This window comes from Mesorhizobium sp. B1-1-7 (assembly GCF_006442705.1).
In the GTDB taxonomy this organism is placed as follows: domain Bacteria; phylum Pseudomonadota; class Alphaproteobacteria; order Rhizobiales; family Rhizobiaceae; genus Mesorhizobium; species Mesorhizobium opportunistum.
This window is the reverse complement of sequence record NZ_VFWQ01000001.1, coordinates 428,320-451,281: the sequence shown is the minus strand read 5'-3', so window position 1 is coordinate 451,281 and position 22,962 is coordinate 428,320. Positions and strand designations below refer to the sequence as shown.

General features: G+C 62.6%; 20 protein-coding genes. 9 read left to right on the top strand and 11 right to left on the bottom strand.

The window, feature by feature from the left end; genetic code table 11:
- The first annotated feature begins 102 nt into the window (after window positions 1–102).
- On the top strand, window positions 103–792 hold the full coding sequence (locus FJ978_RS02305; protein ID WP_013895598.1) for a TerC family protein: 690 nt from the start codon (window positions 103–105) through the stop codon (window positions 790–792).
- Between the two features lie 186 nt (window positions 793–978).
- Entirely contained in the window at window positions 979–2,292 is a 1,314-nt protein-coding gene (rimO, locus tag FJ978_RS02300) for a 30S ribosomal protein S12 methylthiotransferase RimO (protein ID WP_140569786.1), read from the top strand.
- A 58-nt stretch (window positions 2,293–2,350) separates the two neighbouring features.
- Here rimO and FJ978_RS02295 read toward each other — a convergent pair whose 3' ends face one another.
- On the bottom strand, window positions 2,351–2,794 hold the full coding sequence (locus FJ978_RS02295; RefSeq protein WP_140569785.1) for a hypothetical protein: 444 nt from the start codon (window positions 2,792–2,794) through the stop codon (window positions 2,351–2,353).
- 238 nt (window positions 2,795–3,032) lie between these two features.
- Between FJ978_RS02295 and FJ978_RS02290 the strand changes: the two genes are divergently transcribed.
- Window positions 3,033–4,139, top strand: a complete 1,107-nt coding sequence (locus FJ978_RS02290) for an acyltransferase (RefSeq protein ID WP_140569783.1) — start codon at window positions 3,033–3,035, stop codon at window positions 4,137–4,139.
- Window positions 4,140–4,185: 46 nt separating this feature from the next.
- On the opposite strand, the gene FJ978_RS02285 is transcribed toward FJ978_RS02290, so the two are convergent.
- The 8 genes from FJ978_RS02285 to FJ978_RS02250 form a co-directional block, all read right to left on the bottom strand.
- On the bottom strand, window positions 4,186–5,253 hold the full coding sequence (locus tag FJ978_RS02285) for a BMP family ABC transporter substrate-binding protein (protein ID WP_013895594.1): 1,068 nt from the start codon (window positions 5,251–5,253) through the stop codon (window positions 4,186–4,188).
- A gap of 48 nt (window positions 5,254–5,301) precedes the next feature.
- Window positions 5,302–6,222: an ABC transporter permease gene (locus FJ978_RS02280; protein WP_140569781.1), complete on the bottom strand. Its 921-nt coding sequence runs from the start codon at window positions 6,220–6,222 to the stop codon at window positions 5,302–5,304.
- The gene (locus tag FJ978_RS02275) at window positions 6,222–7,352 is read right to left on the bottom strand and encodes an ABC transporter permease (RefSeq protein ID WP_013895592.1); all 1,131 of its coding nucleotides are present in this window, start codon (window positions 7,350–7,352) and stop codon (window positions 6,222–6,224) included. The genes FJ978_RS02280 and FJ978_RS02275 overlap by 1 nt, the downstream gene beginning before the upstream one ends.
- On the bottom strand, window positions 7,349–8,926 hold the full coding sequence (locus tag FJ978_RS02270) for an ABC transporter ATP-binding protein (protein ID WP_181176670.1): 1,578 nt from the start codon (window positions 8,924–8,926) through the stop codon (window positions 7,349–7,351). Before FJ978_RS02270 ends, FJ978_RS02275 begins: the two co-directional genes overlap by 4 nt.
- Before the next feature lie 133 nt (window positions 8,927–9,059).
- Window positions 9,060–10,037, bottom strand: coding sequence for a quinone oxidoreductase (locus FJ978_RS02265; RefSeq protein ID WP_140569777.1), 978 nt, complete (start codon window positions 10,035–10,037; stop codon window positions 9,060–9,062).
- 28 nt (window positions 10,038–10,065) lie between these two features.
- The gene (gene pcsA / locus FJ978_RS02260) at window positions 10,066–10,845 is read right to left on the bottom strand and encodes a phosphatidylcholine synthase (protein WP_281405984.1); all 780 of its coding nucleotides are present in this window, start codon (window positions 10,843–10,845) and stop codon (window positions 10,066–10,068) included.
- A gap of 95 nt (window positions 10,846–10,940) precedes the next feature.
- Window positions 10,941–11,555 (bottom strand): DUF1326 domain-containing protein, encoded by a 615-nt coding sequence (locus FJ978_RS02255; RefSeq protein WP_013895588.1) that lies wholly within the window; start codon window positions 11,553–11,555, stop codon window positions 10,941–10,943.
- Between the two features lie 14 nt (window positions 11,556–11,569).
- Window positions 11,570–12,499, bottom strand: a complete 930-nt coding sequence (locus FJ978_RS02250; protein WP_140569776.1) for a DUF2182 domain-containing protein — start codon at window positions 12,497–12,499, stop codon at window positions 11,570–11,572.
- Window positions 12,500–12,569: 70 nt separating this feature from the next.
- Here FJ978_RS02250 and FJ978_RS02245 point away from each other — a divergent pair, with 70 nt between their 5' ends.
- Both FJ978_RS02245 and hspQ read left to right on the top strand, forming a co-directional pair.
- Window positions 12,570–13,784 carry a UbiH/UbiF family hydroxylase gene (locus tag FJ978_RS02245; protein ID WP_140569774.1) on the top strand — a complete coding sequence of 405 codons (1,215 nt, stop codon included), beginning with the start codon at window positions 12,570–12,572 and terminating at the stop codon, window positions 13,782–13,784.
- A gap of 149 nt (window positions 13,785–13,933) precedes the next feature.
- The gene (hspQ, locus tag FJ978_RS02240; protein WP_041164227.1) at window positions 13,934–14,257 is read left to right on the top strand and encodes a heat shock protein HspQ; all 324 of its coding nucleotides are present in this window, start codon (window positions 13,934–13,936) and stop codon (window positions 14,255–14,257) included.
- A gap of 91 nt (window positions 14,258–14,348) precedes the next feature.
- Here hspQ and FJ978_RS02235 read toward each other — a convergent pair whose 3' ends face one another.
- Window positions 14,349–14,978, bottom strand: coding sequence for an invasion associated locus B family protein (locus FJ978_RS02235; protein ID WP_013895584.1), 630 nt, complete (start codon window positions 14,976–14,978; stop codon window positions 14,349–14,351).
- Between the two features lie 233 nt (window positions 14,979–15,211).
- Here FJ978_RS02235 and FJ978_RS02230 point away from each other — a divergent pair, with 233 nt between their 5' ends.
- The 4 genes from FJ978_RS02230 to mgtE all read left to right on the top strand — a co-directional run bounded on the left by FJ978_RS02230 (window position 15,212) and on the right by mgtE (window position 21,730).
- Window positions 15,212–17,029: an extracellular solute-binding protein gene (locus FJ978_RS02230; RefSeq protein WP_140569772.1), complete on the top strand. Its 1,818-nt coding sequence runs from the start codon at window positions 15,212–15,214 to the stop codon at window positions 17,027–17,029.
- Window positions 17,030–17,045: 16 nt separating this feature from the next.
- Window positions 17,046–17,726 (top strand): DsbA family protein, encoded by a 681-nt coding sequence (locus tag FJ978_RS02225; protein WP_013895582.1) that lies wholly within the window; start codon window positions 17,046–17,048, stop codon window positions 17,724–17,726.
- A gap of 474 nt (window positions 17,727–18,200) precedes the next feature.
- Entirely contained in the window at window positions 18,201–20,093 is a 1,893-nt protein-coding gene (locus tag FJ978_RS02220; protein WP_013895581.1) for an ABC transporter ATP-binding protein/permease, read from the top strand.
- Window positions 20,094–20,365: 272 nt separating this feature from the next.
- Window positions 20,366–21,730, top strand: coding sequence for a magnesium transporter (gene mgtE / locus FJ978_RS02215; RefSeq protein ID WP_140569770.1), 1,365 nt, complete (start codon window positions 20,366–20,368; stop codon window positions 21,728–21,730).
- 64 nt (window positions 21,731–21,794) lie between these two features.
- Here the strand turns inward: mgtE and FJ978_RS02210 are convergent, their stop codons facing one another.
- Window positions 21,795–22,958: a serine hydrolase domain-containing protein gene (locus FJ978_RS02210; RefSeq protein ID WP_140569768.1), complete on the bottom strand. Its 1,164-nt coding sequence runs from the start codon at window positions 22,956–22,958 to the stop codon at window positions 21,795–21,797.
- Window positions 22,959–22,962 lie beyond the last annotated feature (4 nt).

The window sequence follows — 22,962 nt, the reverse complement described above, 5'->3', positions numbered from 1 at the left end:
TTGTCCATTGCTGCGTCTTGACGCCAGCGGACCATGCCTTTAGGCCCGTCTGGACAGTCGACGACGAACACTCGGCGCGAACGAGCAAGGGCCTCCTGGTCGATGGAAATATTCACTGCCGCGGGCTTATCAGCTCTTCTCCAGGTCATCGCCATCGACCTTGCGCTCGCCGGAGACAACGCCATCGTCATCGGCCTCGCCGCGGCGGGTCTGCCCGCCAACCAACGCAAACAGGCCATTCTCGTCGGCATTGCGGCGGCCACGGTCCTGCGCATTTTCTTCGCCCTGATCACGCAATGGCTGCTGACCATCGGCCCCATTCTGCTCATCGCCGGCGGCCTGCTGCTGCTCTGGGTCTGCTGGAAGATGTGGCGCGAACTGCGCGTCAGCCACGAGCAGGAGCGCGATGCGACCGAAGCGCTGTCGAATGGCGACTTCGACAAGGACGGCGTCATTGGCGGCAAGGGACCGAGCAAGACCTTCTCGCAGGCCGCGTGGCAGATTGTCATCGCCGACGTTTCGATGTCGCTCGACAATGTTCTGGCCGTGGCCGGAGCGGCCATGAACCATCCGACGGTGCTGATCATCGGACTGGCCTTGTCGATCGCGCTGATGGGCTTTGCCGCGTCGTTTGTCGCGCGCCTGCTGCACAAATACCGCTGGATCGCCTATATCGGCCTGGCGATCATCCTCTACGTCGCGGTGAAGATGCTGCTTGATGGCGCCGTGCAGCAATTCCCCGATCACTTCGCCTTCCTGGCGCCCTGGTTTGGACCAGGAGGCGGCCACTAACCGCTCCTGGAGCAGCCCTGCCCGCGACGTTTCGCAATGTCCTGGCCTGTCGGCCGGTTTGCTTGATCAGGCAAGCCATGCTATTGCGCTGCGCGTATTGGCTTCTGCCAAGCGCCACAGACCGACATCTATAGCGACTTGAGGCCGGACGAGCGTTTCGGCCCGTGCCCCATTGGAAACTTGCCTATGTCCGCCCCTCGCGTCAGTTTCGTCAGCCTTGGATGCCCGAAGGCCCTTGTGGACTCCGAGCGCATCATCACGCGGTTGCGCGCCGAGGGCTATGAGATCGCCCGCAAGCATGATGGCGCGGATCTTGTCGTCGTCAACACCTGCGGCTTCCTCGATTCCGCCCGCGACGAGTCGCTCAACGCCATTGGCTCCGCGCTGTCGGAAAACGGCAGGGTCATCGTCACCGGCTGCCTCGGCGCCGAGCCGGACGTGATCCGCGAAAAGCATCCCAACGTGCTGGCGATCACCGGGCCGCAGGCCTATGAGAGCGTCATGGCCGCCGTGCATCAGGCCGCTCCTCCTTCGCACGATCCCTATATCGACCTTTTGCCGCCGCAGGGCGTCAAGCTGACGCCACGCCACTATGCCTATCTCAAGATTTCGGAAGGCTGCAACAACCGCTGCACCTTCTGCATCATTCCGGCTCTTCGCGGCGATCTCGTCTCGCGGCCCGCTGCCGACGTGCTGCGCGAGGCCGAGAAGTTGGCCAAGGCCGGCGTCAAGGAACTGCTCGTCATCTCGCAGGACACCAGCGCCTACGGCATCGACATCAAGTACCAGACGTCGCTGTTCGGCGACCGCGAAGTGCGAGCGAAATTCCTCGATTTGTCGCAGGAACTGGGCAAGCTCGGCATCTGGGTGCGCATGCACTACGTCTACCCCTACCCGCATGTCGCCGACGTCATCCCGCTGATGGCCGAGGGAAAAATCCTCCCCTATCTGGATATCCCGTTCCAGCATGCCTCGCCGCAGGTGCTGAAGAACATGCGCCGGCCCGCGCACGGCGAAAAGACGCTCGAGCGCATCCGCGGCTGGCGCGACGTGTGCCCGGATCTCGCCATCCGCTCGACCTTCATCGTCGGCTTCCCCGGTGAGACGGACGACGATTTCGGGATGCTGCTCGACTGGCTGGACGAGGCAAAAATCGACCGCGCCGGCTGCTTCAAATACGAGCCGGTCCGGGGCGCCCGCTCCAACGACCTCGGCCTCGAACAGGTGCCGCAGGAGATCAAGGAAGCACGCTGGCATCGTTTCATGCAGCGCCAGCAGAAGATCTCGGCGACGCAGCTCGCCAAGAAGGTCGGCAAGCGCCTGCCGGTGCTGATCGATGAAGCGCACGGCACATCGGCAAAGGGCCGCACCAAATACGACGCGCCCGAGATCGACGGCTCGGTCCACATCCAGTCGCGCCGTCCGTTGCGCGCCGGCGACATCGTCACCATCAAGATCGACCGTGCCGACGCCTACGATCTTTACGGTTCGGCGGTCTGACGGCCTTGAGCTGCCGAAAGGGCGCCTTTGCGGCGCCCTCGTTTTGGCAATGTTTTCGTCAGAGCTTCACGGACTCGATTGCAGACAGGGACCGGTCGATGCCCTGATTGAGGGTCTTGTCCAGTCGCGTGCCGGCGGACTGGCCTTCGATTACCGACAGCCTCGCGGCAAATCCCAGATGGTAATCCACGAACCATTCGGGCCGCGGCTCGGGCTCAGGAAACGGCCCCCACCACGGAGGTAGCTTCGGCAGCTTCGGTGGCGTCGGGCACCAATCGTCGAGGTCGCTCAGCACCCCTTTCATGTCGAGCCCGCCTCGCTCGGCGATCCATGCGTGGCGCACGAATTCGTCGGCTATCGCGGCCCCCAGCTCGTGAGGCGGGAGCGGCTGAGGATTGAGGGCGATTTGTGCAAGCCGCCCCTGTGGTCCGCGCGGAATGACGTCATAGATGGCTGGAATACGCCTACCAATAATGGCTAGGAGTTTTTTATTCAAATGCATAAGATTTTCTCCTGCTGACGTTCGTAACGCCGGCCAATTTTGTCCGGGTCGCAAGATGAACATGTAAGTAAAAAGGCAAATGCGTCTGTGAAGGCGGTCACGGAACTGCGTTACAGACAATTGCGCCCGGTCGGATGCTTCTGCCGCCATTTACCAAATTTCGCGATGGTTCAGGCCTCTTAACCCGCTCAGCCGCGATCCGCACTATGATCTCAGGACCATAAATGCGGGAATTCGGATGGATACCAGACCTGCCGGACAGGATTACATCGCGACGCTGGACCTGCTCAGGCTGGCCGCGGCACTTGCCGTCGTGCTCTTCCACTATTTCTTTCGTGGCGCGGCCGCCGAAGGTGTACTTGCCGTGGGCTATCCCGATGCCGCGCCATTCGCTATCTATGGCTACCTCGGCGTCAATCTGTTCTTTCTGATCAGCGGCTTCGTCATCGCGTGGTCGGCGGAAAGCCGCAGCTGGCACCAGTTTGCGATCGCCCGTTTCGTCCGCCTCTATCCAGGCTTCCTGTTTTGCATGACGATCACCTTCATCGTCGTCGCTTCGGTCGGTGCACCGCTGTTTGCAACCTCTCTCACGCAGTATGCCGCCAACCTGTCGATGTTCGCGCCGGCTCTCGGCCAGCCTTTCATGGACGGCGTCTACTGGTCGATCGTGCTTGAACTGGTTTTCTACGGATGGGTGACGCTGGCCCTGCTCACCGGTGTTTTTCAGAAGCGCAAGCTTGAGCTGATCTTCATCTGGCTGGCGATATCGGCGTTGAACGAATTCGTCGTCGGCAGTCATGCGGCAAGGCTGTTGTTCATCACCGAGTTCGGCCCGTTTTTCGCCGCGGGCGTGCTGGTCCACCATCTGCATGCGCATGGCCGGTCTTGGCCGGCGTTGCTGCTGCTTGGCGCAGCGTTCCTGTTGTCCTGCGGCACGCTTTCGGTGACCCAGCACTGGATGCTGAACGAATATGGCCTCGCCGTTTCGCAGCGTCCTCTCTGGGCCGCCAATGTCGTCATGCATGGCGCATTGATCGGCGCGGTCCTGCTGCGCAATCATGTCAGGCCGTCCGTTCTGACGATGGCGCTCGGCGGGCTGACCTACCCGCTCTACCTCCTGCATCAGAACATCGGCTATCTCGCCATCGATGCCGCCGCACCGCTCGTTGGCAAATGGCTCGCGGCATTCGGTTGTATCGCGGTTCTGCTCGCCGCCTCCTGGACGGTCTGGCGTTACTGGGAACGACCGGCTCAACGGTTGCTCAAGACATGGCTTGGCCATGCCGTGGAAATTGTGCTGGCAAAGTATCGGGCGGCCCCCGGCCGAACCCAACCCGCCGAATGAAAAAGGGCGCCGCGCGGCGCCCTTTCCGTTCGAGATCCGTGCAAGCTTACTGCGGCAGCTTGTCGTCGACACCCTTGACGTAGAAATTCATGCCAAGAAGCGTGCCGTCGTCGGCGACTTCGCCGTCCTTCAGCCATGCCGAGCCGTCCTGCTTGGCGATCGGTCCGGTGAAGGGGTTCCAACCGCCGGCGATCTTCTTCTCGGTCGCCTCGGCCATCGCCTTCACGTCGTCGGGCATGTTGGTGTAAGGCGCAAGCTTCACCGCGCCGTCCTTGATGCCGAGCCAGACATTGTCCGGCTTCCAGGTGCCGTCGATGGCCGCCTGGACCCGGCTGATATAGTACGGACCCCATTCGTCCGTCAGCGAGGTCAGCTGCGCGTTCGGCGCGAACTTGATCATGTCGGAAGACTGGCCGAAACCGTGCAGCTTGCGCTCTTCGGCCACCTGCAGGGCGGCGGTCGAATCGGTGTGCTGGACAATGATGTCGGCGCCCTGGTCGAACAGGGCCTTGGCGGCATCCGCTTCCTTGCCCGGATCGAACCATGAGTTCACCCAGACGATCTTGGCCTTGAAGTTCGGGTTGATCGACTGCGCGCCGAGCATGAAGGAGTTGATGCCCATCACCACTTCCGGGATCGGGAAGGAAACGATGTAGCCGGCGACGCCGGACTTCGATTCCTTGGCGGCGATCTGGCCAAGCACGTAGCGGCCTTCATAGAAGCGCGCATTGTAGATGCCGAGATTGTCCGATGTCTTGTAGCCGGTGGCGTGCTCGAACATCACCTTCGGGAACTTCTTGGCGACCTTCACTTCGGCGTCCATGAAGCCGAACGAGGTGCCGAATATGATCTTGCAGCCCTCGCGCGCCAGCCGCTCGAAGGCACGGTCGGCATCGGGACCTTCGGAGACGTTCTCCAGGTAAGCGGTTTCGACCTTGTCGCCGAGCGCCTTCTCGACTTCGAGCCGGCCCTGATCATGCTGGTAGGAGTAGCCGAAATCGCCGATCGGGCCGGTGTAGACCCAGCAGGCCTTCAACTTGTCGGCAGCCTCCGCTGACGCCGCCAGCGACAAGGCCGCTGTCGTCGTCATCAGGGCAATAAGCAGTTTTTTCATTGTGTTACCTCTCTGTGTTAAGCCTTGGAGCTTCCCGTTTTTTTATTGTCAACGATCCGGAACGAATGGCTGCCCCAGGGATGCCGGCGTGTTCATCATCGTCAGACGCTTGTTGCGCGAGATTAGAACGAGAACCACGACGGTTGCCAGATAGGGCAGAGAAGAAAGCATCTGCGAGGGCACTGGAATGCCAAAAGCCTGTGCATGAAGCTGGCCGATCCACACCGCGCCGAAGATGTAGGCGCCGGCCAGCACCCGCCACGGCCGCCATGACGCGAACACCACCAGCGCCAGCGCGATCCAGCCACGGCCCGCGCTCATGTTCTCGACCCACTGCGGCGTATAGACCAGCGACAGATGGCCGCCGGCAAGGCCGGCGCAGGCGCCGCCGAAGATGACCGAGAGATAGCGGTAGCGGATGACCTTGATGCCGAGCGCATGCGCCGAGGCGTGGCTGTCGCCGATCGAGCGCAGCGTCAGCCCGGTGCGGGTCTTGAACAGGAACCACATCACGGCGGCCGTCAGCGCGATCGAGATGTAGAAGATCGGATCCTGGCCGAACAGCAGCCTGCCAACGATGGGTATGGAGCTGAGGCCGGGAATATCGAGATTGGGCAGCCTGACGCCGGGCTGGCCGACGAAGCTGGTCCCGATCATGCCGGAGAGGCCGAGGCCGAGCAGCGTCAGCGACAGGCCGGTCGCGACCTGGTTGGTGGCCAGCGACAGCGTCATGACGGCAAACAGTAGCGAGAATGCCGCGCCCATGGCGATCGCCGCCAAAAGGCCGATCCAGGGCGAGCCGGTCAGGTAGCCGGCGCCGAAGCCGCCGACCGCGCCCATGATCATCATGCCTTCGACGCCGAGATTGAGCACGCCGGAACGTTCGACCACCAGTTCGCCGATCGCCGCGATCAACAGCGGCGTCGCCGCCGTGGCGATGGTCAGGAGGATGTTGACGGTGATGTCCATCAGCGGGCTTCCTTCAACTTTGGCGCGGCTTCGAGCTTTGCAGGGGCTTCCTGTTTCGTCAGCGCCAGGCCGATCAGGCGGATGCGGTAATGGATGAGCGTGTCGCAGCCGAGCACGAAGAACAGCAGCATGCCCTGGAAGACGCGCGCCACCTTGTCGGAAATGCCGAGCGCGCTCTGCACCGCCTCGCCGCCGAGATAGGTCAGCGCCAGCACCAGGCCGGCGGCGACGATGCCGAGCGGATTGAGCCGGCCAAGGAATGCGACGATGATGGCGGTGAAGCCGTAGCCGGGCGAGATCACCGGCTGCAATTGCCCGATGGCGCCGGAGACTTCCGAGATGCCGGCCAGACCTGCCAGCGCGCCCGACAGCAGGAAGGCGAAGAACACCATCCGGCTGAGGCCGAAGCCGGCGAAGCGCCCTGCCCTCGGGCTGGAGCCGAGCACGCGGACTTCGAAGCCTTTCAGCATGCGGCCCATCAGGATCCAGATCAGCACCGCGGCAACCAGCGCGAAGACGAAACCCCAATTGGCGCGTCCGGCGTCGGGCATCAGTTCCGGCAGGACGGCCGAGTCGCCGAACTGGATCGTCTGCGGAAAACCATGGCCTTGCGGATCGCGCCACGGGCCGCGCACCAGCCAGTCGAGGAAGAGCTGGGCGACATAGACCAGCATCAGGCTGGTCAGGATCTCGTTGGTGTTGAACTTGGTCTTCAGAAGCGCCGGGATCGCCGCGTAGGCCGCGCCGCCGACCATGCCGAGCAGAAGCATCAGCGGCAGCACCAGCGGCCCTTCGAATTGCGGGAACAGCACCGGAATGGCGGAGCCGAAGATGGCGCCGAAGATGAACTGGCCTTCGGCGCCGATGTTCCAGATGTTGGCCTTGTAGCAGACGGACAGGCCAACGCCGATCAGGATCAGCGGCGCCGCCTTGATCGCCAGCTCATGCAACTGCCAGACCTGGCTGATCGGCTCGATGAAATAGATCCGGAACGCGGTCAGCGGGTTAACGCCGAGCAGCGCGAACAGAACCGCGCCGGCAATGATCGTCAGCGCGAAGGCGATGAACGGCGAAAGTGCCGAAAACAGCGCCGAGCGCTGCGGGCGTTTGACGAGTTCGAGGCGCATCATGCCGTCTCCAGCGTGTGTTCGGCGTGGCCGGGCTCGGCGCCGCCCATCAGCAAGCCGACCTTCTCGAAGGTTGCTTCGGCGATCGGCAGCGGCTTGGAAAGTTCGCCATTGTGCATGACGGCGATGGCATCAGATATCTCGAACAGCTCGTCGAGATCCTGGCTGATGACCAGCACCGCCGATCCGCTGCGCGACAGTTCGATCAGCGCCTGCCGGATGTGAGCGGCGGCACCGGCATCGACACCCCATGTCGGCTGGTTGACCACCATGACGCTGGGCCGACGGTCGAGTTCGCGGCCGACGATGAACTTCTGCAGGTTGCCGCCCGAAAGTGCCGCGGCTTCCGGATCCGGCGCGCTCTTGCGCACATCCATCGCTTCGATGATGCGTTGGGCGGCGGCGTAGACAGCGCCGCTCTTCACCATGCCGCCGGTGCCGACAAAGGCCTTGCCGTCGGTTGCATGGCGCGACAGCAGAAGGTTTTCCGAAAGTTTCATGCGCGGTGCCGCGCCATGGCCGAGGCGCTCTTCCGGCACGAAGGCGGCGCCCAGCAGCCGCCGTCCGGTGATGGTGAGGCCACCAGCATCCTTGCCGCGGATGCGCACCGAGGCAGAATCCTGTTGCAGGACTTCTCCGGAGACGGATTCGAAGAACTCGCCCTGGCCATTGCCGGCGACGCCCGCGATGCCGATCACCTCGCCGGCGCGGACATTCAAGCTGATGTTCTTGAGCGGAATGGAGAACGGCGTTGCCGGTTTGCGGGTAAGGTTGCGGATTTCGAGCAGCGGCTGTGCGGTTTCGATCCCCTCGACCGGTGCGCGCACCACGGCCTGCACTTCGTTGCCGACCATCATGCGGGCCAGCGATGCCGCCGTCTCCTCGCGCGGGTTGCAGTGGCCGACCACCTTGCCGTGCCGCAGCACGGTCGCGCGGTCGCAGATGCGTTTGACCTCTTCCAGCCGGTGCGAAATGTAGAGGATCGATTTGCCTTCCGCGCGCAGCCGCTCCAGCGTCTCGAACAGCTTGTCGGCCTCCTGTGGCGTCAGCACCGAGGTCGGCTCGTCGAGAATGATGAGCTGCGGTGTTTGCAGCAGACAGCGGATGATCTCGATGCGCTGGCGCTCACCGACCGACAGGTCGCCGACCAGCGATTCGGGATCGAGCGGCAGGCCGTAGCTGTAGGAAAGCGCCCTCGCCTTGGCGGCGATGCTGCTGATCGGCGAGCCGTCATCCAGCGACAGCGCGATGTTCTCGGCCGCCGTCAGCGCCTCGAACAGCGAGAAATGCTGGAACACCATGCCGATGCCGAGCTTTTTCGCAGCACCCGGACTGGTGATCCGGACCGCCTGGCCGTTCCAGAAAATCTCTCCGGAATTGGGTTCCAGCGAACCGAACAGCATCTTGACCAGCGTCGACTTGCCGGCGCCGTTTTCGCCGAGCAGCGCGTGGATTTCACCTCTGGCGATATTGAGATCGATATGATCGCACGCCGTCAGTGTGCCGAATATCTTGGTCAGGCCACGAACCTCGAGCAGGTTCGCCCCATCATGATTTGCACTCACAGTGCCTCCCATCCGTATTGCCGGATATGTTCTGTGTTCCCGCAAGCATGGTAGGCGCCGCCGGCTCTCAACGGAAAGCGGCACGCGTCTTGAAAGAGCTTCAAGAATTTCAGCGGAAATTCAAGGGATAACAAGGCTGGCGGGACTAAGGAACGAGAATTGTCGTTCCGGTGGTCCTGCGGCCTTCGAGATCCGAGTGCGCCTTGCCTGCATCCTTCAGCGCATAACGCTGATTGATCTTGATCTCGACGGCGCCGCTCAGCACCACCTCGAACAGGGCCGCCGCCGAGGCGTCAAGGTCCTCGCGCTTTGCGTTGTAGACGAACAGCGTCGGCCTCGTGGCGAACAAAGAGCCCTTCTGGGCCAGCAGCGACATCGAGAACGGCGGGATCGGCCCCGAGGATTGGCCGAAGCTGACGAACGTGCCGAGCGGCCTCAGGCAGTCGAGCGAGGCCGGAAATGTGTCGTTGCCGACCGAATCGTAGACGACGTCGCATTTCCTGCCGCCCGTGATGGCCGCGACGCCGGCGACGAAATCCTGTTCCTTGTAATTGATGACATGGTCGAAGCCGTGCGCCCTGGCGAGCTCGATCTTGTCGGTCGAGCTTGCCGTGCCGATAACGGTTGCGCCCAGATGTTTCGCCCATTGGCCGAGGATGAGCCCGACGCCGCCTGCCGCGGCATGAAACAGGATCGTGTCGCCTGCCTTCACCTTGAAGGTCCGGCGCAGGAGATATTCGGCGGTCATGCCTTTCAGCATCATCGCCGCGGCCTGTTCGTCGCTGATGCCATCCGGAACCTTGACGACTCGGCTGGCATCGATGACGCGCTCCTCGGCATACGCGCCTGTCGTCACCGCATAGGCGATCCGATCGCCCGGCTTCAGCCAGTCGACGTCCTGCCCCACCTTCAGCACCACCCCGGCGGCCTCGCTGCCCGCAATGAGCGGGAATCCGCCCGGCGGCGGATAGAGGCCGGAGCGATGATAGACATCGATGAAATTGAGGCCGATCGCCGTATGCCTGACCAGGATCTGCCCCGAACCCGGCTGGCCGGGATCGGCATCCTCGTAGGTCAGAACTTCCGGGCCGCCATGGGCGTGGATGCGGATCGCTTTGGGCATGGATGGGCTTCCTCGAGACGTGGGCTGGTCAGGCCTTCTTGGCACCAAGATTTGGAAAGAACTGCATGATGCCACCGATGCAGGCGAGGTAAAGCCCGGTAACGGAAATACCGATCTTGGTGAATGTGCCGACCTGCTCGCCCAGCACGCCGATCTGGTCGTAGAAGGCCGCGAGAGCCGCCTGCGCAAGCGCAAGCGCGCCGAAAGCGCACCACAATAGCGTCATTGTCAGATTGATGCGCCGCAGCCGCACCACCCGCACCGGGTGAATGAAATTGATCGGGACGAAGGTCAGGATGCCGGCCGCCACCACCACCGCGAACGAAACCCATTGTCCCGGCTCGATGACGAACAGCGTGAACACCACCATGTTCCAGACGACGGGGAACCCCTTGAAGAAATTCTCCTTCGTCTTCATGCCGGTGTCGGCATAGTAGATCGCGCTGGAGACGACGATGATCGCCGCCGACAGGAACGACAGGCCCTCGCCCATGAAGCCGCGCTGGTAAAGCGCGAAGGCCGGGATCAGCACATAGGTCACGTAGTCGATGATGTTGTCGAGCATTTCGCCCGACCAGGTCGGCAGGATTTCCTTGACCTCGAGTTTCCGCGCGATCGGCCCGTCGATGCCGTCGACGAACAATGCCAGCCCGAGCCACCAGAACATAGCAGTCCAACGCTCTTCGCTCGCCGCCACAAGCGACAGGAAGGCCAGGAACGAGCCCGAGGCGGTCAGCAAATGCACCGAGAACGCCCTTGCCTGCGGCCAGGTGACTTTCTTCCTCGGCCGCGGAATCCGGTCCGCGATCTTCTTGGCGGCTTTTCTGGCAGCCGTATTCCTGGCCGCCAAGTTCCTGGGCGCCGAGTTCTTGGGCGCCAAGTTCTTGGGCGTTGTGTTCTTGCTCACGGGCCCCGCCAATCCAGCTTGCAGATTTCGGCCGAGCGGCCGGCAAAATTCCAGTTGCGGCCAAAGGCCCGCATCTTGCTCTTGTCGGATTTGGCCACGATGATCTCCGGCGCGATCCAGTATTCCGAATTGCTGATCACCGTATCCTTCTCGCGATCCTTGCCCGCTATCGGCGTCACCGCCCCGTCGATGATCTTCGGTATCTGGAAGATGCGCGTCTTGTCCCGCGTCTCATAGGTGATCGGGACCTGTTCGACGCCCAGGAATTTTCCGACGAGGATCGACAGCAGCGACGTGGTCCCGCCCGCCTTGCCGGTGAAGATCTTGGTCAGCGCCTTGACGGCGTAGATCGAGGCGCGTTGGTCGATGAACAGGCCCGCGGTCCAGTTGCCGCGGCTCATGTAGCCGGGGATTTCCATGACCAGTCCCAGGTTGAGGCCGGAGAGGTCGACCTCTCCGAAATGACCGGCATCGATACGGAAACCCGCCCAGGTCTGGCAATAGCCCTCGGTTGGCGGATGACTGCCAAGCGACAACACGCAAGGGCAAAAAACCGTGCAATTGCAGGAGAGTACGAGCTCTCCTTTCATTGCCCAGCCCGGATCTGTCATTGAATTTCCCCCACTCAAAGCGAGACTACTAGCAGCGCGGCTGCCCAGACAAGCAGTATCGCACCGGCCAGCCGGGTTGGAAGACGGCTCGCCGTTTGTTTTTCGATGAGGGTGAACAGACCGATCAACGCCATCCAGAAGACGTTCATGACGCCAACGGCGAACATCACCAGCATCAGCGCCCAGCAGCAGCCGAGGCACCATATGCCTTGCGCGATTCCGAGCCGGAAGACGCGGACGGCTCTCGCGCTCCAGTTCGAAAACAGGATCGAGAACGGGTTCCGGCATTTCTTCAGGCAGGCCTCCTTGAGGCCGCTGAACTGGTAGAGGCCGGCAACCAGCAATGCGAACGCGCCGGCGATGCCCAGCACCGGATCGTACATCTGGCCGGACGCGGCGGATGCATGCACTGCAAGCGTCAGCGCCGCGAACATTGCAGAGGCGACGAACCAGACGCTGAGATACCCTGCGACCAGCACCAGCGGATGGACGACGGGTTCCCCCTTGATCCGTGCCGTATCGGCGATCTCGCAATAGGTGCGGATCATCGGCGCCGCGGAAGGCAGCATCGCCGCGATCGCCATCATGAACCACATCAGGATGAGCGCCAAGGCGCGCGGGCCAATGCTTCCCTCCAGCGGCGCCGGCGACAGGCAGAGCGCGAAGAACCGTTCCAGGACATCGGGCAGCGGCAGTTGCGGCAGGTGGCGCAGCAGGGCGTCGCCGGGCGCGCTGCCGCCGGCCTCGGCGCCGCGGATCGCCATAGCGGCCAGGAACAGCCAGGCAAGCGCGATGCCGGCGCCCACAACGACGTTGACCGTCAAGCGCGGGTTGCGTGCAATGTTGGCCATGGCGCGGCCGGCGCGGTCGAGATGGCTGAAGTCGTCCTGGTGGCCGGTCATGGCAACCGAATGGGCCGAATCGCCGCGTTGATCAAGCCGCATGATCTGACTTATATGCTCAGCAACTGGCAGGCCGGGTGGCCCGCCTCGCACAGCAAGCCGGAAACCGATCTTGGAGCGTAAGCAAACAGCACGGATACTGGTCGCCGGCACAGGGCCGGCGGGACTGATCGCGGCACTTGCCTTCGCCGATGCCGGTTTCCGGGTAACGCTCGTCGGGCCGGAGGCTTCGGTCCCCGATGGGCGCACCACGGCCCTGATGAACCCTGCTTTGAAGGTGCTTGAACGGCTCGGCGTGCTCGAAGACATCAAGCCCAACGCCGCACCCTTGAAAGTGATGCGCATCGTCGATGCGACCAGCCGGCTGATCCGCAGTCCCGTCGTCACCTTCCGCGCCAGCGAGATCGATGAGGACCAGTTCGGGCTCAATCTGCCCAACGCTGTCTTCGGCCCCGCACTGGCCAGCAAGGTTGCCGCGCATCCGTGGATCGAACGGCTGGTGTCGATGGTCAAGACCTGGCATCTCGACGCAGACATGGCCCATGCCGCTCTCGCCGACGGCAGCGAGGTCGGCGCATCGCTGGCGGTCGCCGCCGATGGACGCCTGTCGCCCGCCCGCGAGGCAGCGGGCATTTCGACCGCGTCGCGATCCTATCCTCAAGCCGCGCTCGTCCTGAACTTCCATCATAGCCGCGACCACGCTTTCACCTCTACGGAGTTCCATACAGAGACCGGTCCGTTCACGCAGGTTCCGCTGCCCGGCGATCGCTCGAGCCTCGTCTGGGTGGTCAAGCCGGAGACCGCCAGGGAACTGGCTGCATTGGACGACGCAGCGCTCTCGTTGCGGGTCGAGCAGCAGATGCAGTCGATGCTGGGCCGGGTGACGGTGGAGCCGGGCCGCCAGATTTATCCGCTTTCGACCGTGACCCCCCTGCGCTTTGCCCGGCATCGGGTGGCGCTTGTCGGCGAGGCCGCCCATTTGTTCCCGCCGATCGGCGCGCAGGGTCTCAACCTGGGCATCAGGGATATTGACGATCTGGTTGGAATCGCGAGCGAAAATCGTGAAGACCCTGGCGAGCCCAAGGCGCTGGCCGCCTACGATTTCAAACGCCGGCCCGACATTCTGGCGCGCAGCAGCGCCGTCAATCTGCTCAACATGTCGCTGCTTTCCGACATGCTGCCGGCGCAGATGGCGCGCGGTGCCGGTCTCGGCGTGCTCGGGGGCGTTGCACCGCTGCGTGCCTTTTTCATGCGCGAGGGACTTCGTCCCGGCAGCGGCTTTGCAGCACTTGCGGGTGGCCTGCGAAAGCCGGTGCGGCGAAACTGACGATCTTACGGATTTTGCCGCGATATCGCGACTTCAATCAAAAACTTTGCTCCGCGCGCTGCGTAGCTTGAAGACGCTAAAAACGCTTCGGGATTGAATTGACTCGGAGTCTGCGCCAAATAAAGCCAAGGAATTCAGTGGTGAGTACGATGAAAACGGCCAAATTCGCGATCGGACAGGTGGTTCGCCACCGGTTGTTTCCGTTTCGTGGCATCATTTTCGACGTCGATCCACAATTCGCCAATACCGACGAATGGTACGAGGCCATCCCCGCGGACGTGCGGCCAAGCAAGGATCAGCCATTCTACCATCTGCTCGCCGAGAATTCGGAAACCGAATACATCGCCTATGTATCCGAGCAGAATCTGCTGGCGGATCAGTCGGGCGAGCCGGTTCGTCATCCGCAGATCAAGGAGATGTTCGACAAGAGGCCGGATGGACGCTACGAGCCGAAACGGCAGTCCAGGCACTGACTTTCCGGCATTCCGGATGCGTCCAGGAACGAAAAAAGCGGGGCATGACCCCGCTTTTTCTCTGGCTTCGGTATTGGCCCGATGCCGGTGATCAGTTGGCGGTCTTCGCCTTGTCCTGTTCGTCCTTGAGCTTCTTGGCGAAGTCCTGGTTGTTCTTGGCGACGAAGTCCTGCAGCTTCTTCTGCCGGTCCTCGATGTCCGACTGCTGCAGCGGCGGGCCGTCATAGGCGCCGCTGAAGCCCTGCAGCGCGATCTTGATCGGGTTGGCCTGGTTCTGGAAATTGATCGAGGTCAGCGTGATCCCCTGGCCCTTCTTGAACGAGGCGACAAGCTGGTCGGTCAGCGGCACTTCGGCCACGCAACGGTCCGGGAAGCAGATGACATAGTCGAGCTTCTGCGCCTTGCCGGTGTCGATCTGCAGGCCGATGCCGGGAGGCACGAGGCGGCCCGTCGGGACCGTCACCTGGAACACCTTGCGGTTCACCTTGCCCTTGAGCTCGATCAGGCTGACACCGGTGACGAGCTGGCCGTTGCCCGCGGTGACGATATTCTGGACGTTGCAGATGTCGACGTCTTCCTGCTTGGTGCAGGCCTTGAACCAGCCCTGTGGAATCTGCGGCTGCTGCTGTGCGGAAGCAGCGGGAAGCCCTGCACCCAGAAAGCCGACCACGCCCGCGGCCATGACCGAAAGGCGGTACGCATTGCTGTTCAGGCTCGTCATGTCGTGCACTTCCTCTCAAATAATCCCGGGACCGGCTTCTTCGCGCCGCGTGGTCCAGCTACCTGTTGCCGAAATGAGGCAACAGAATGACTTCGGACGGCGTGTTACACTGCAAGCGGTGTCGAATCCAGCCCGCCCACTTGTAATTCTTGATGACACCATTGGCCGGCACGCAGCCGCCTCATGCTAGTGTGCGCATCGAATCATCAAGCCGACCTGTTAAGGAGACGGTCATGGGCCGCGTTCTTGTTTGGCTGATCACCGCGATATCGTTTCTCACCCTGCCGCCGCCAGCGCTTTCGGCGCCAAAATACGCGATTGCGATGCAGGGCGAACCGGCCCTGCCGCCGGACTACACCCATTTCAGCTACGTCAATCCCGACGCGCCGAAGGGTGGCAGCATCACCTATTGCGTCGTCGGCAGCTTCGACAACCTCAACCCTTTCATCCTGAAGAGCCTGCGCACGACGGCGCGCGGCATGATGGACACGATCTTCGGCAATCTGGTCTTCGAGCCGCTGATGCAGCGCAGTGCGGACGAGGCTTTTACCCTCTATGGGCTGCTGGCGGACAGCGCCGACATGGACCCGGAGCGCAAGAGCATTGAATTCCATCTCAACCCGAAGGCCAAATGGTCCGACGGGCAGCCGGTGACACCCGAAGACGTGCTGTTCACCTATGATGCCTACACGCAAAAAGGCCGTCCGCCCTACAGCGACCGCATGGCCAGGATCGCCAAGCTGGAAAAGACCGGCGACCACAGCGTGCGCTTCACCTTCAACGACAAGGCCGATCGCGAGTTTCCGCTGATCATCGCGCTGACGCCGATCATCCCCAGGCACGCCTTCGCCATGGACACGTTCGACAGGACGACGTTGAAGCCGTTGATCGGCAGCGGACCCTACACGATTGCGCAGGTGCAGCCCGGCCAGCGCGTCGTCTTCAAGCGCAATCCCGACTACTGGGGCAAGGACGTTCCCGCCAAGCGCGGTTTCGACAATTACGACCAGATCACCATCGAATATTTCCTCAACGCCAACGCCAAGCTCGAAGCGTTCAAGAAAGGCCTTTGCGCCATCGACGATGATGGCGATCCGGTCAAGCGCGAGCGCGATCTCGACTTCCCCGCCTTCCACAAGGGCGAGGTGATCTCTGAAACCTTCGACACCGGCATTCCGCCTGTGGTGACCGGCTTCTTGTTCAACACCAGGCTGCCAAAGTTCTCCAATCCGGTGGTTCGGCGCGCGCTCGGCATGCTTTACGATTTCGAATGGGCCAACAAGAACCTGTTCGGCGGCAAATACGCGCGCACGATGAGCTATTGGCAGAACTCCGAGCTTTCCGCGCTCGGCCATCCGGCCGACGACAGGGAAAAGGCGCTGCTGGCGCCCTACCCCGGCCGTGTGCCGTCCGACGTGATGGACGGCACCTGGAAACCGCCGGTGACCGATGGTTCGGGCCAGGACCGCAAGGTGTTGAAGACGGCTTTCGATCTCCTGAAAAGCATCGGATACCACCTGCAGGGCGGCACGATGCTCGATCCCGACGGCAAGCCATTCGGTTTCGAGATCATGACCTCTTCGCAAGACGAGGAGCGCCTGGCCGGTATCTACCAGCGCACATTGGAGAAGATCGGCATCAACGTCAGCATCCGCAGCCTTGACGGCGACCAGATCCAGTCGCGCAAGCAGCGTTTCGATTTCGAGGTGCTGGTCGGCTCGAGCGGCTTCAACAATTCGCTCTCCCCAGGCATCGAGCAGATCGGGCGTTGGTCGTCCAACGCCGCCAGGACCGAAGGATCGTTCAACCTCGCCGGCGTCGCCGACCCGGCGATCGATGCCGCGATCGAGGCAATGCTGCGGGCCCGCTCGAAGGAAGATTATGTCGCCGCCGTCCGCGCCCTCGACCGGCTGCTGATCTCGGGCAACTACATGGTGCCGATGCAGTACAACACGCAGCAATGGCTTGCTTACTGGAATTATCTGGAACATCCGAAGAAGACGCCCATATTCGGTTATCAACTGCCAACATGGTGGCGCAAGCCGAACTGAAAATCCGGAGATCGAGATGAGCGAAGCTAACGCCATTACCGTCGATGTGGTGTCGGACGTCGTCTGCCCGTGGTGCTTCATTGGCCAGAAGCGGCTGGACAAGGCGGTCGCCGCGGCCGGCGATGTCGAAGTGCACATACGCTGGCGGCCATTCCAGCTCGACCCGACCATTCCGCCCCAGGGCAAGGATCGCCGTGAATACATGCTGGCCAAGTTCGGCAGCGACGAGCGCATTCGCGAAATTCACGCCCGCATCGAGCCGCTTGGCGAGGCCGAGGGCATCTCCTTTGCCTTCGACGCCATCAAGGTGGCGCCCAACACGCTGGACGCGCATCGCCTGATCCGTTGGGCCGGCGCCGCCGGTGAGGCCGTGCAGAACAGTCTGGTGCGCCGCCTGTTCCAGTTGAATTTCGAGCAGGGCGTCAACATCGGCGACCATGCCGTGTTGGTCGAAGCCGCCCGCGAGGCCGGCATGGATGCGTCCGTCGTGGAGACATTGCTGCCGACCGACGCCGATGTCGAAGCGGTGCGCACCGAGATCGCTACCGCCGCGCGCATGGGCATATCAGGCGTGCCGTGCTTCCTGCTCGAAGGCAAATATGCCGTGATGGGCGCGCAGGATGCCGACACCCTGGCCGACGCGATCCGCCAGGTGGCGGCCGCTAAGGCGCGTGGCGAGTTGGAGAAGGTCGGCTGAGCCGATCACGGGCCATTTCCGGCTGCCGGCAAAGATAGCGGCGGCAAGGAATCAGGCATCCAGAACGGCGTGTTTTCGCAAATTCGGATTGGTCCGCGGCGAAAAATCGGCCTGCCGGGTAAGCCAAAAGAGTAACGAAACCGTGTAAATGCTTTCCCCAAGGGAAGGTGGAGGCGTCCCGCCTCGCCATCAGGTAATCATTTGAAATTATTGTGTTAAATTGCCCTTTCGTCGGCTTTCTCGCGACGCTGGGAAAGCCCGTCCTGTTGCCTTGTCGACACGCTCGCCACCACAATCCGGCTGACCCCCTACAAAAATTAATAGAAAATGATCAATTGGTGTTACCATCCGTAACAAAAGAAAAAAGGTTTGGGCGGGATCGTGATTCGGATCGGCAGACGATCGCAGGAGTCAGTACCGGATGGACTACACCGCGGCGCCGCAGGGCAGTCGCTTTTGACGCCGGTATCCTCGATGCGCAGTTTCTGGGGGCTCATGCGAGCCTACTGGATATCGGATCGCTGGAAGGAAGCCTGGACGCTGACAGTGGTGATCGCACTGCTCACCGCGGCATCCAGCAAGGCAGGCGTCTGGTTCGCCGAAGCGTCCGGTGAACTGGTCAATTCGATCGCCTTCTTCCACGACGCCGCCAACACCACGCCGCTGCGCACCCTGCTGGTCAACGCCGGCATCCTCGTATTGCTGGTCGTGCTCAAGGACGCCGGCTTCACGGGCGTCCGCAACCTTGTCTCGGTAACCTTGCACCGCAAATGGCGCGGTTGGCTGGACAGCCGTTTCAACGAGGCGCTGCTCGACGGCAACCACACGCATTTCCATGCCCAGCATGCGTCGACCGGCGGCAGCACGCCCGCTCCCGACAACATCGACCAGCGCATCCAGGAATCGATCAAGGACATGACCGGCGGCGCCATTGGGCTGGCCATGGGTGTGCTTGGCGTCGCCACCTCGCTCTATTTCGTCGGCCAGAAGCTGCTTGAAAACTCCGTCGAGGTGAAAGGGCTTGAGTTCCTCGGCAGCTATGGCAGTGCCGTCCTGGCCTTCCTGGCGGTCGCCACCTACGTGCCGTTGAACACATGGATCGCGGTCAGGCTCGGCAGCCTGCTCGAGCGCCTCAACGTTCGCATGCAGCAGGCCGAAGGCAGCTACCGCGGCGAGCTGACGACGTTCCTGCGCCGCAGCTTCCATGTCGCGGCATCCCACGGTGAGGGTGTGCAGAAGAGCATGCATCGCCGGCTCTATGTCGACATCGACGGAACCTGGTCGCGGCTGAACATCGTCAACACCGTCTATATGTCATTCGAGCTGATCTACAATTTCATCGGCGCCCGCATTGTCGCCTACGGCCCCGGCCTCGTGCCGTTCATCCATAACGGCCTTGACCTCAAGGGCTATATCACCGGCTCCGAACTGGTCAATTCGTTGATCGGCCAGTGTTCGTGGTTCATCCATGTCATGCCGGCGATCGCCACGCTGCGCGCCAACAGCCAGCGTGTCACCGAACTCGCGAATGCGATCGAGACTGTTCAGCATCCGCAGGAATTCTACAGCCAGACCGGCCGCTCCGACTTTAACTATGCCAGCCAGAATCCGGTCTTCGGCCTGACCATCCAGAAACTCGAACTGGCGCATCAGGGCGAGGACGCAACGCCGTTCCTCAGTGCCGCCAACCTGCGCTTCCGGCGCGGCGAGTGGACGTTCCTGAAGGGCGAGTCCGGTTGCGGCAAGACCTCGCTGATCAAGGCGATCAACGGCCTGTGGCCCTATGGCCGCGGCACGATCGTCTTCCCCGAAGGGGTGAAGAGTTTTTATGCCGCCCAGGAGGTCAAGCTGCAGCAGGTGTCGCTGAAACAGCTGGTCTGCCTGCCGGGCTCCGAATACAACCATGGCGACGCACAGGTGGCCGCGGCGCTGCACAAGGCCGGCCTTGGCGACTTCATCGAGCACATGGCCAATGAGCACCGTGAGGGCAAAAGCTGGGATCAGGTTCTGTCGGGCGGCCAGAAGCAGAAGCTGGTTGTGGCGCGCATCATCCTGCAGCAGCCGGGGCTGCTGTTCCTCGACGAAGCAACCGGTGCACTCGATCCCGACGGCAAGATTGCCTTCCATCAAGCCATCAAGGACAACTGCCCCGATGTCACGGTGATCAGCGTCATGCACGAAGCCGTGGCGCCGAGATCCGTTGCCGGCACGGAGTTCTACCACTCGATGGTGCTGATCGCCGACGGCGTCGCCTCCAAGAAGCCCCTGGCTCCGAGCCTGCCTGTCGAACTCACCACGATCCTCGCGCAGCCGCGGCCGGTCGAAGACAAATGGCTGCGGTTCCCGCGCCGGCTGAAGCAGAAATAACGACGCTTTCACCGTGACTTGCCGCGCCTGGCGGCGGCCGGTGATCACAGTCTCGCGATCGGAGCCGTCAGGCGCCGTTTTCCTCCCTCACGATGATTGACTCGGCAAGGCGCGCTTCTATGTTGCGCCGGCTTGCAGACAGTCGAAACGCAAACCCGCAAGCGGAAAGGTCACCGCGCCATGCCTGGCGACAGTATTAGTCGAACGCAACCGCCGTCCGCCTAGACGTGACCTGAACGGTTCATGTCCTGCCGGACGGCAAGGAGTGAACCATGAACGATTTTTTCCCCGTAGCGGACGACGAGGCCGTCGCCATCGCCCGCATCCTTGCTAACGACCATGTCGCCGACGTGGTCGAGGCACTCAATCACGAATCGCGTGAAACAGCGACCGAGCTGCTTTGCGAGGTGCCGTTCGAGCGGTTGGTCGAGATTTTCGACCAACCTGAACTTGAAGACGCTCCCGAACTCGTGGAGGCCCTGCCCCGCCCCAAGGCAAGCAAGCTGCTCACCGCCATGTCCGTCGACCGCGCGGCCGACATCCTGCGCGAGCTCGATGAACCGGCACGCTCGGAACTCCTCGGTGCGCTGGCACCACCGCTGCGCGCGACCCTGCTTTCCATCCTGGGCTATCCCGAAAGCAGCGCCGCATCGATCATGACGACGGAGTTCGTCAGCGTCCCTTCGGACTGGACCGTCGGGCGCACGCTCGACTACATCCGCAAGGTCGAGCGGACACGCGAAACCGTCTACGCGATCTACATCGTCGATCCGCAAACGCATCTCCTGGTGCGCTCGACCGGCCTGCGCCGGTTGATCACCGGCGAACCCGACGACTCGATCATGTCCGTGGCGCCTGATCGCATGCCGGTGACCGTCACCCCGTTGACCGATCGTGAAACCTTGGCGCAGACGATCTCCAAATACGATCTGCTCGCCGTTCCCGTCGTCGACCATGGCAAGATACTCGGCATCGTCACCATTGACGACATCATCGACACGATGATCGAGGAGACGACGGAGGACGTGCACCGCTTCGGCGGCATGGAAGCGCTGGACGAGCCTTATATGAAGATGAGCTTCCTCGCCATGATCAGGAAGCGGGGCGGCTGGCTTTGCGCGCTGTTCATCAGCGAGATGCTGACGGCCAACGCCATGCAAAGCTATGAGGGCGAGTTGGAGAAGGCGATCGTGCTCACCCTGTTCATCCCGCTGATCATGAGCTCCGGCGGCAATTCCGGCTCGCAGGCGACGTCCCTGGTCATCCGGGCGCTTGCGTTGCGCGAGATCGGCCTGCGCGACTGGTGGCGGGTGGCGCTGCGCGAACTGCCGACCGGCCTCGTGCTGGGCGCCATGCTCGGCGTGGTCGGCATCTGCCGCATCGCGCTCTGGCAATATATGGGCTTCTACGATTACGGCCCGCACTGGCCGCTGATCGCCACGACCGTCGGCGCGGCGCTGGTCGGCATCGTCACCTTCGGTTCCCTGTCGGGATCGATGCTGCCGTTTGCCTTGAAACGGATCGGCTTCGACCCGGCCAGCGCCTCGGCGCCATTTGTTGCCACGCTGGTCGATGTCACCGGGTTGGTGATCTATTTCTCGGTGGCGCTGGTGATCCTGCGCGGCACGCTGCTGTAGCAGCGTCAACGCTTTCCGCCGCTGGCAGTCGCCGGCGGCGGAATCCTCTCTTCCCGAAATGATCTTAGACCTGCCTGCCGTAGATGGCGTCGCGGAGTGCGTCGGGAAAGACGCCCATCATGCCTGCTATCGCCGTGTTGGTCAGTGCCACCACCGTCAGGTCCAATGCCGGATCCACGAACCAGGAATGACCATAGACGCCGCCCCAGCGCCAGGTGCCTGCGGTCTGGGGCGTCAATGCTGCGAGCGGGTCGCGCAGGACGCCAAATCCGAGCCCCCAGCCCCAGCCGGGCATGGTGGTTTCAATGCCCGGTATCGCGTCCGTGGTCATCGCCGCTGCCGTTTCGGGGTGGATGACCGGGCTACCGCCCGAACGCAGCGCTTCGAGCAGCTTGAGGACATCGCTTGCCGTCCCATTCATCCCGGTGCCGCCCGAGGCGAAGGAAGCAGGGTCGAAGACGCGGCCGGGCGAGAATGCGATAAAACCGTCGGCGAAGGGCACGCGATGATACGAGCCCATCGCGACGGCCTTGCCCGGCCCATCGGCATAAGGCGTCACCAGCCGGGATCGATCGCGCACGGCAAAGGATGCGTCATGCATGCCGAGCGGCTGGACGACCAGGCGATCGACCAGCTCCGGCAAGGAAACGCCGGTGGCCCTCGCCATCACCTCGCCCAGCACATCCATCGCCACCGAATAGCCCCAGCCGGTTCCCGGCACGTAGGACAGCGGCAGCGAGGCGATGCGGTCGAGGTTGTCGGCCATGGAGAGGCCGGGCTGGTCGAGACCGTCGGAGACGCCGGCGCGATGATAGGGTCCATCCGCCGGTTGCCGGAAGCCGTAGCTGAGGCCCGCGGTGTGCGTCAGCAGCTGCCGAATGGTGATGACGGGCTCACTGCCATCAGCCAGCTTCGGGCGGAATTCAGGGATGTACTTCGATATGGGATCGTCGAGGCCGATGACATCCGCTTCGACCAGGGCAAGTGCCGCCGTTGCGACCACGGGTTTGGTCACCGACGACAGCCGGAAGATCGCGTCCGCCGTCATCGGTTTGTTCGTCTCGCGATCGGCAAGGCCGGCGGCGCGGCTGTGGAGGATTTCGCCACGCCTGGCGACAAGGATCATGGCGCCGACGATGCGCCCGTCCTCGATGGCCCGGTCGACGACCTGATCGACACGTCCGCCAAAACTACCGTCAAGCGGTGCGGAAATGGTGGTTTCGGACATCGAT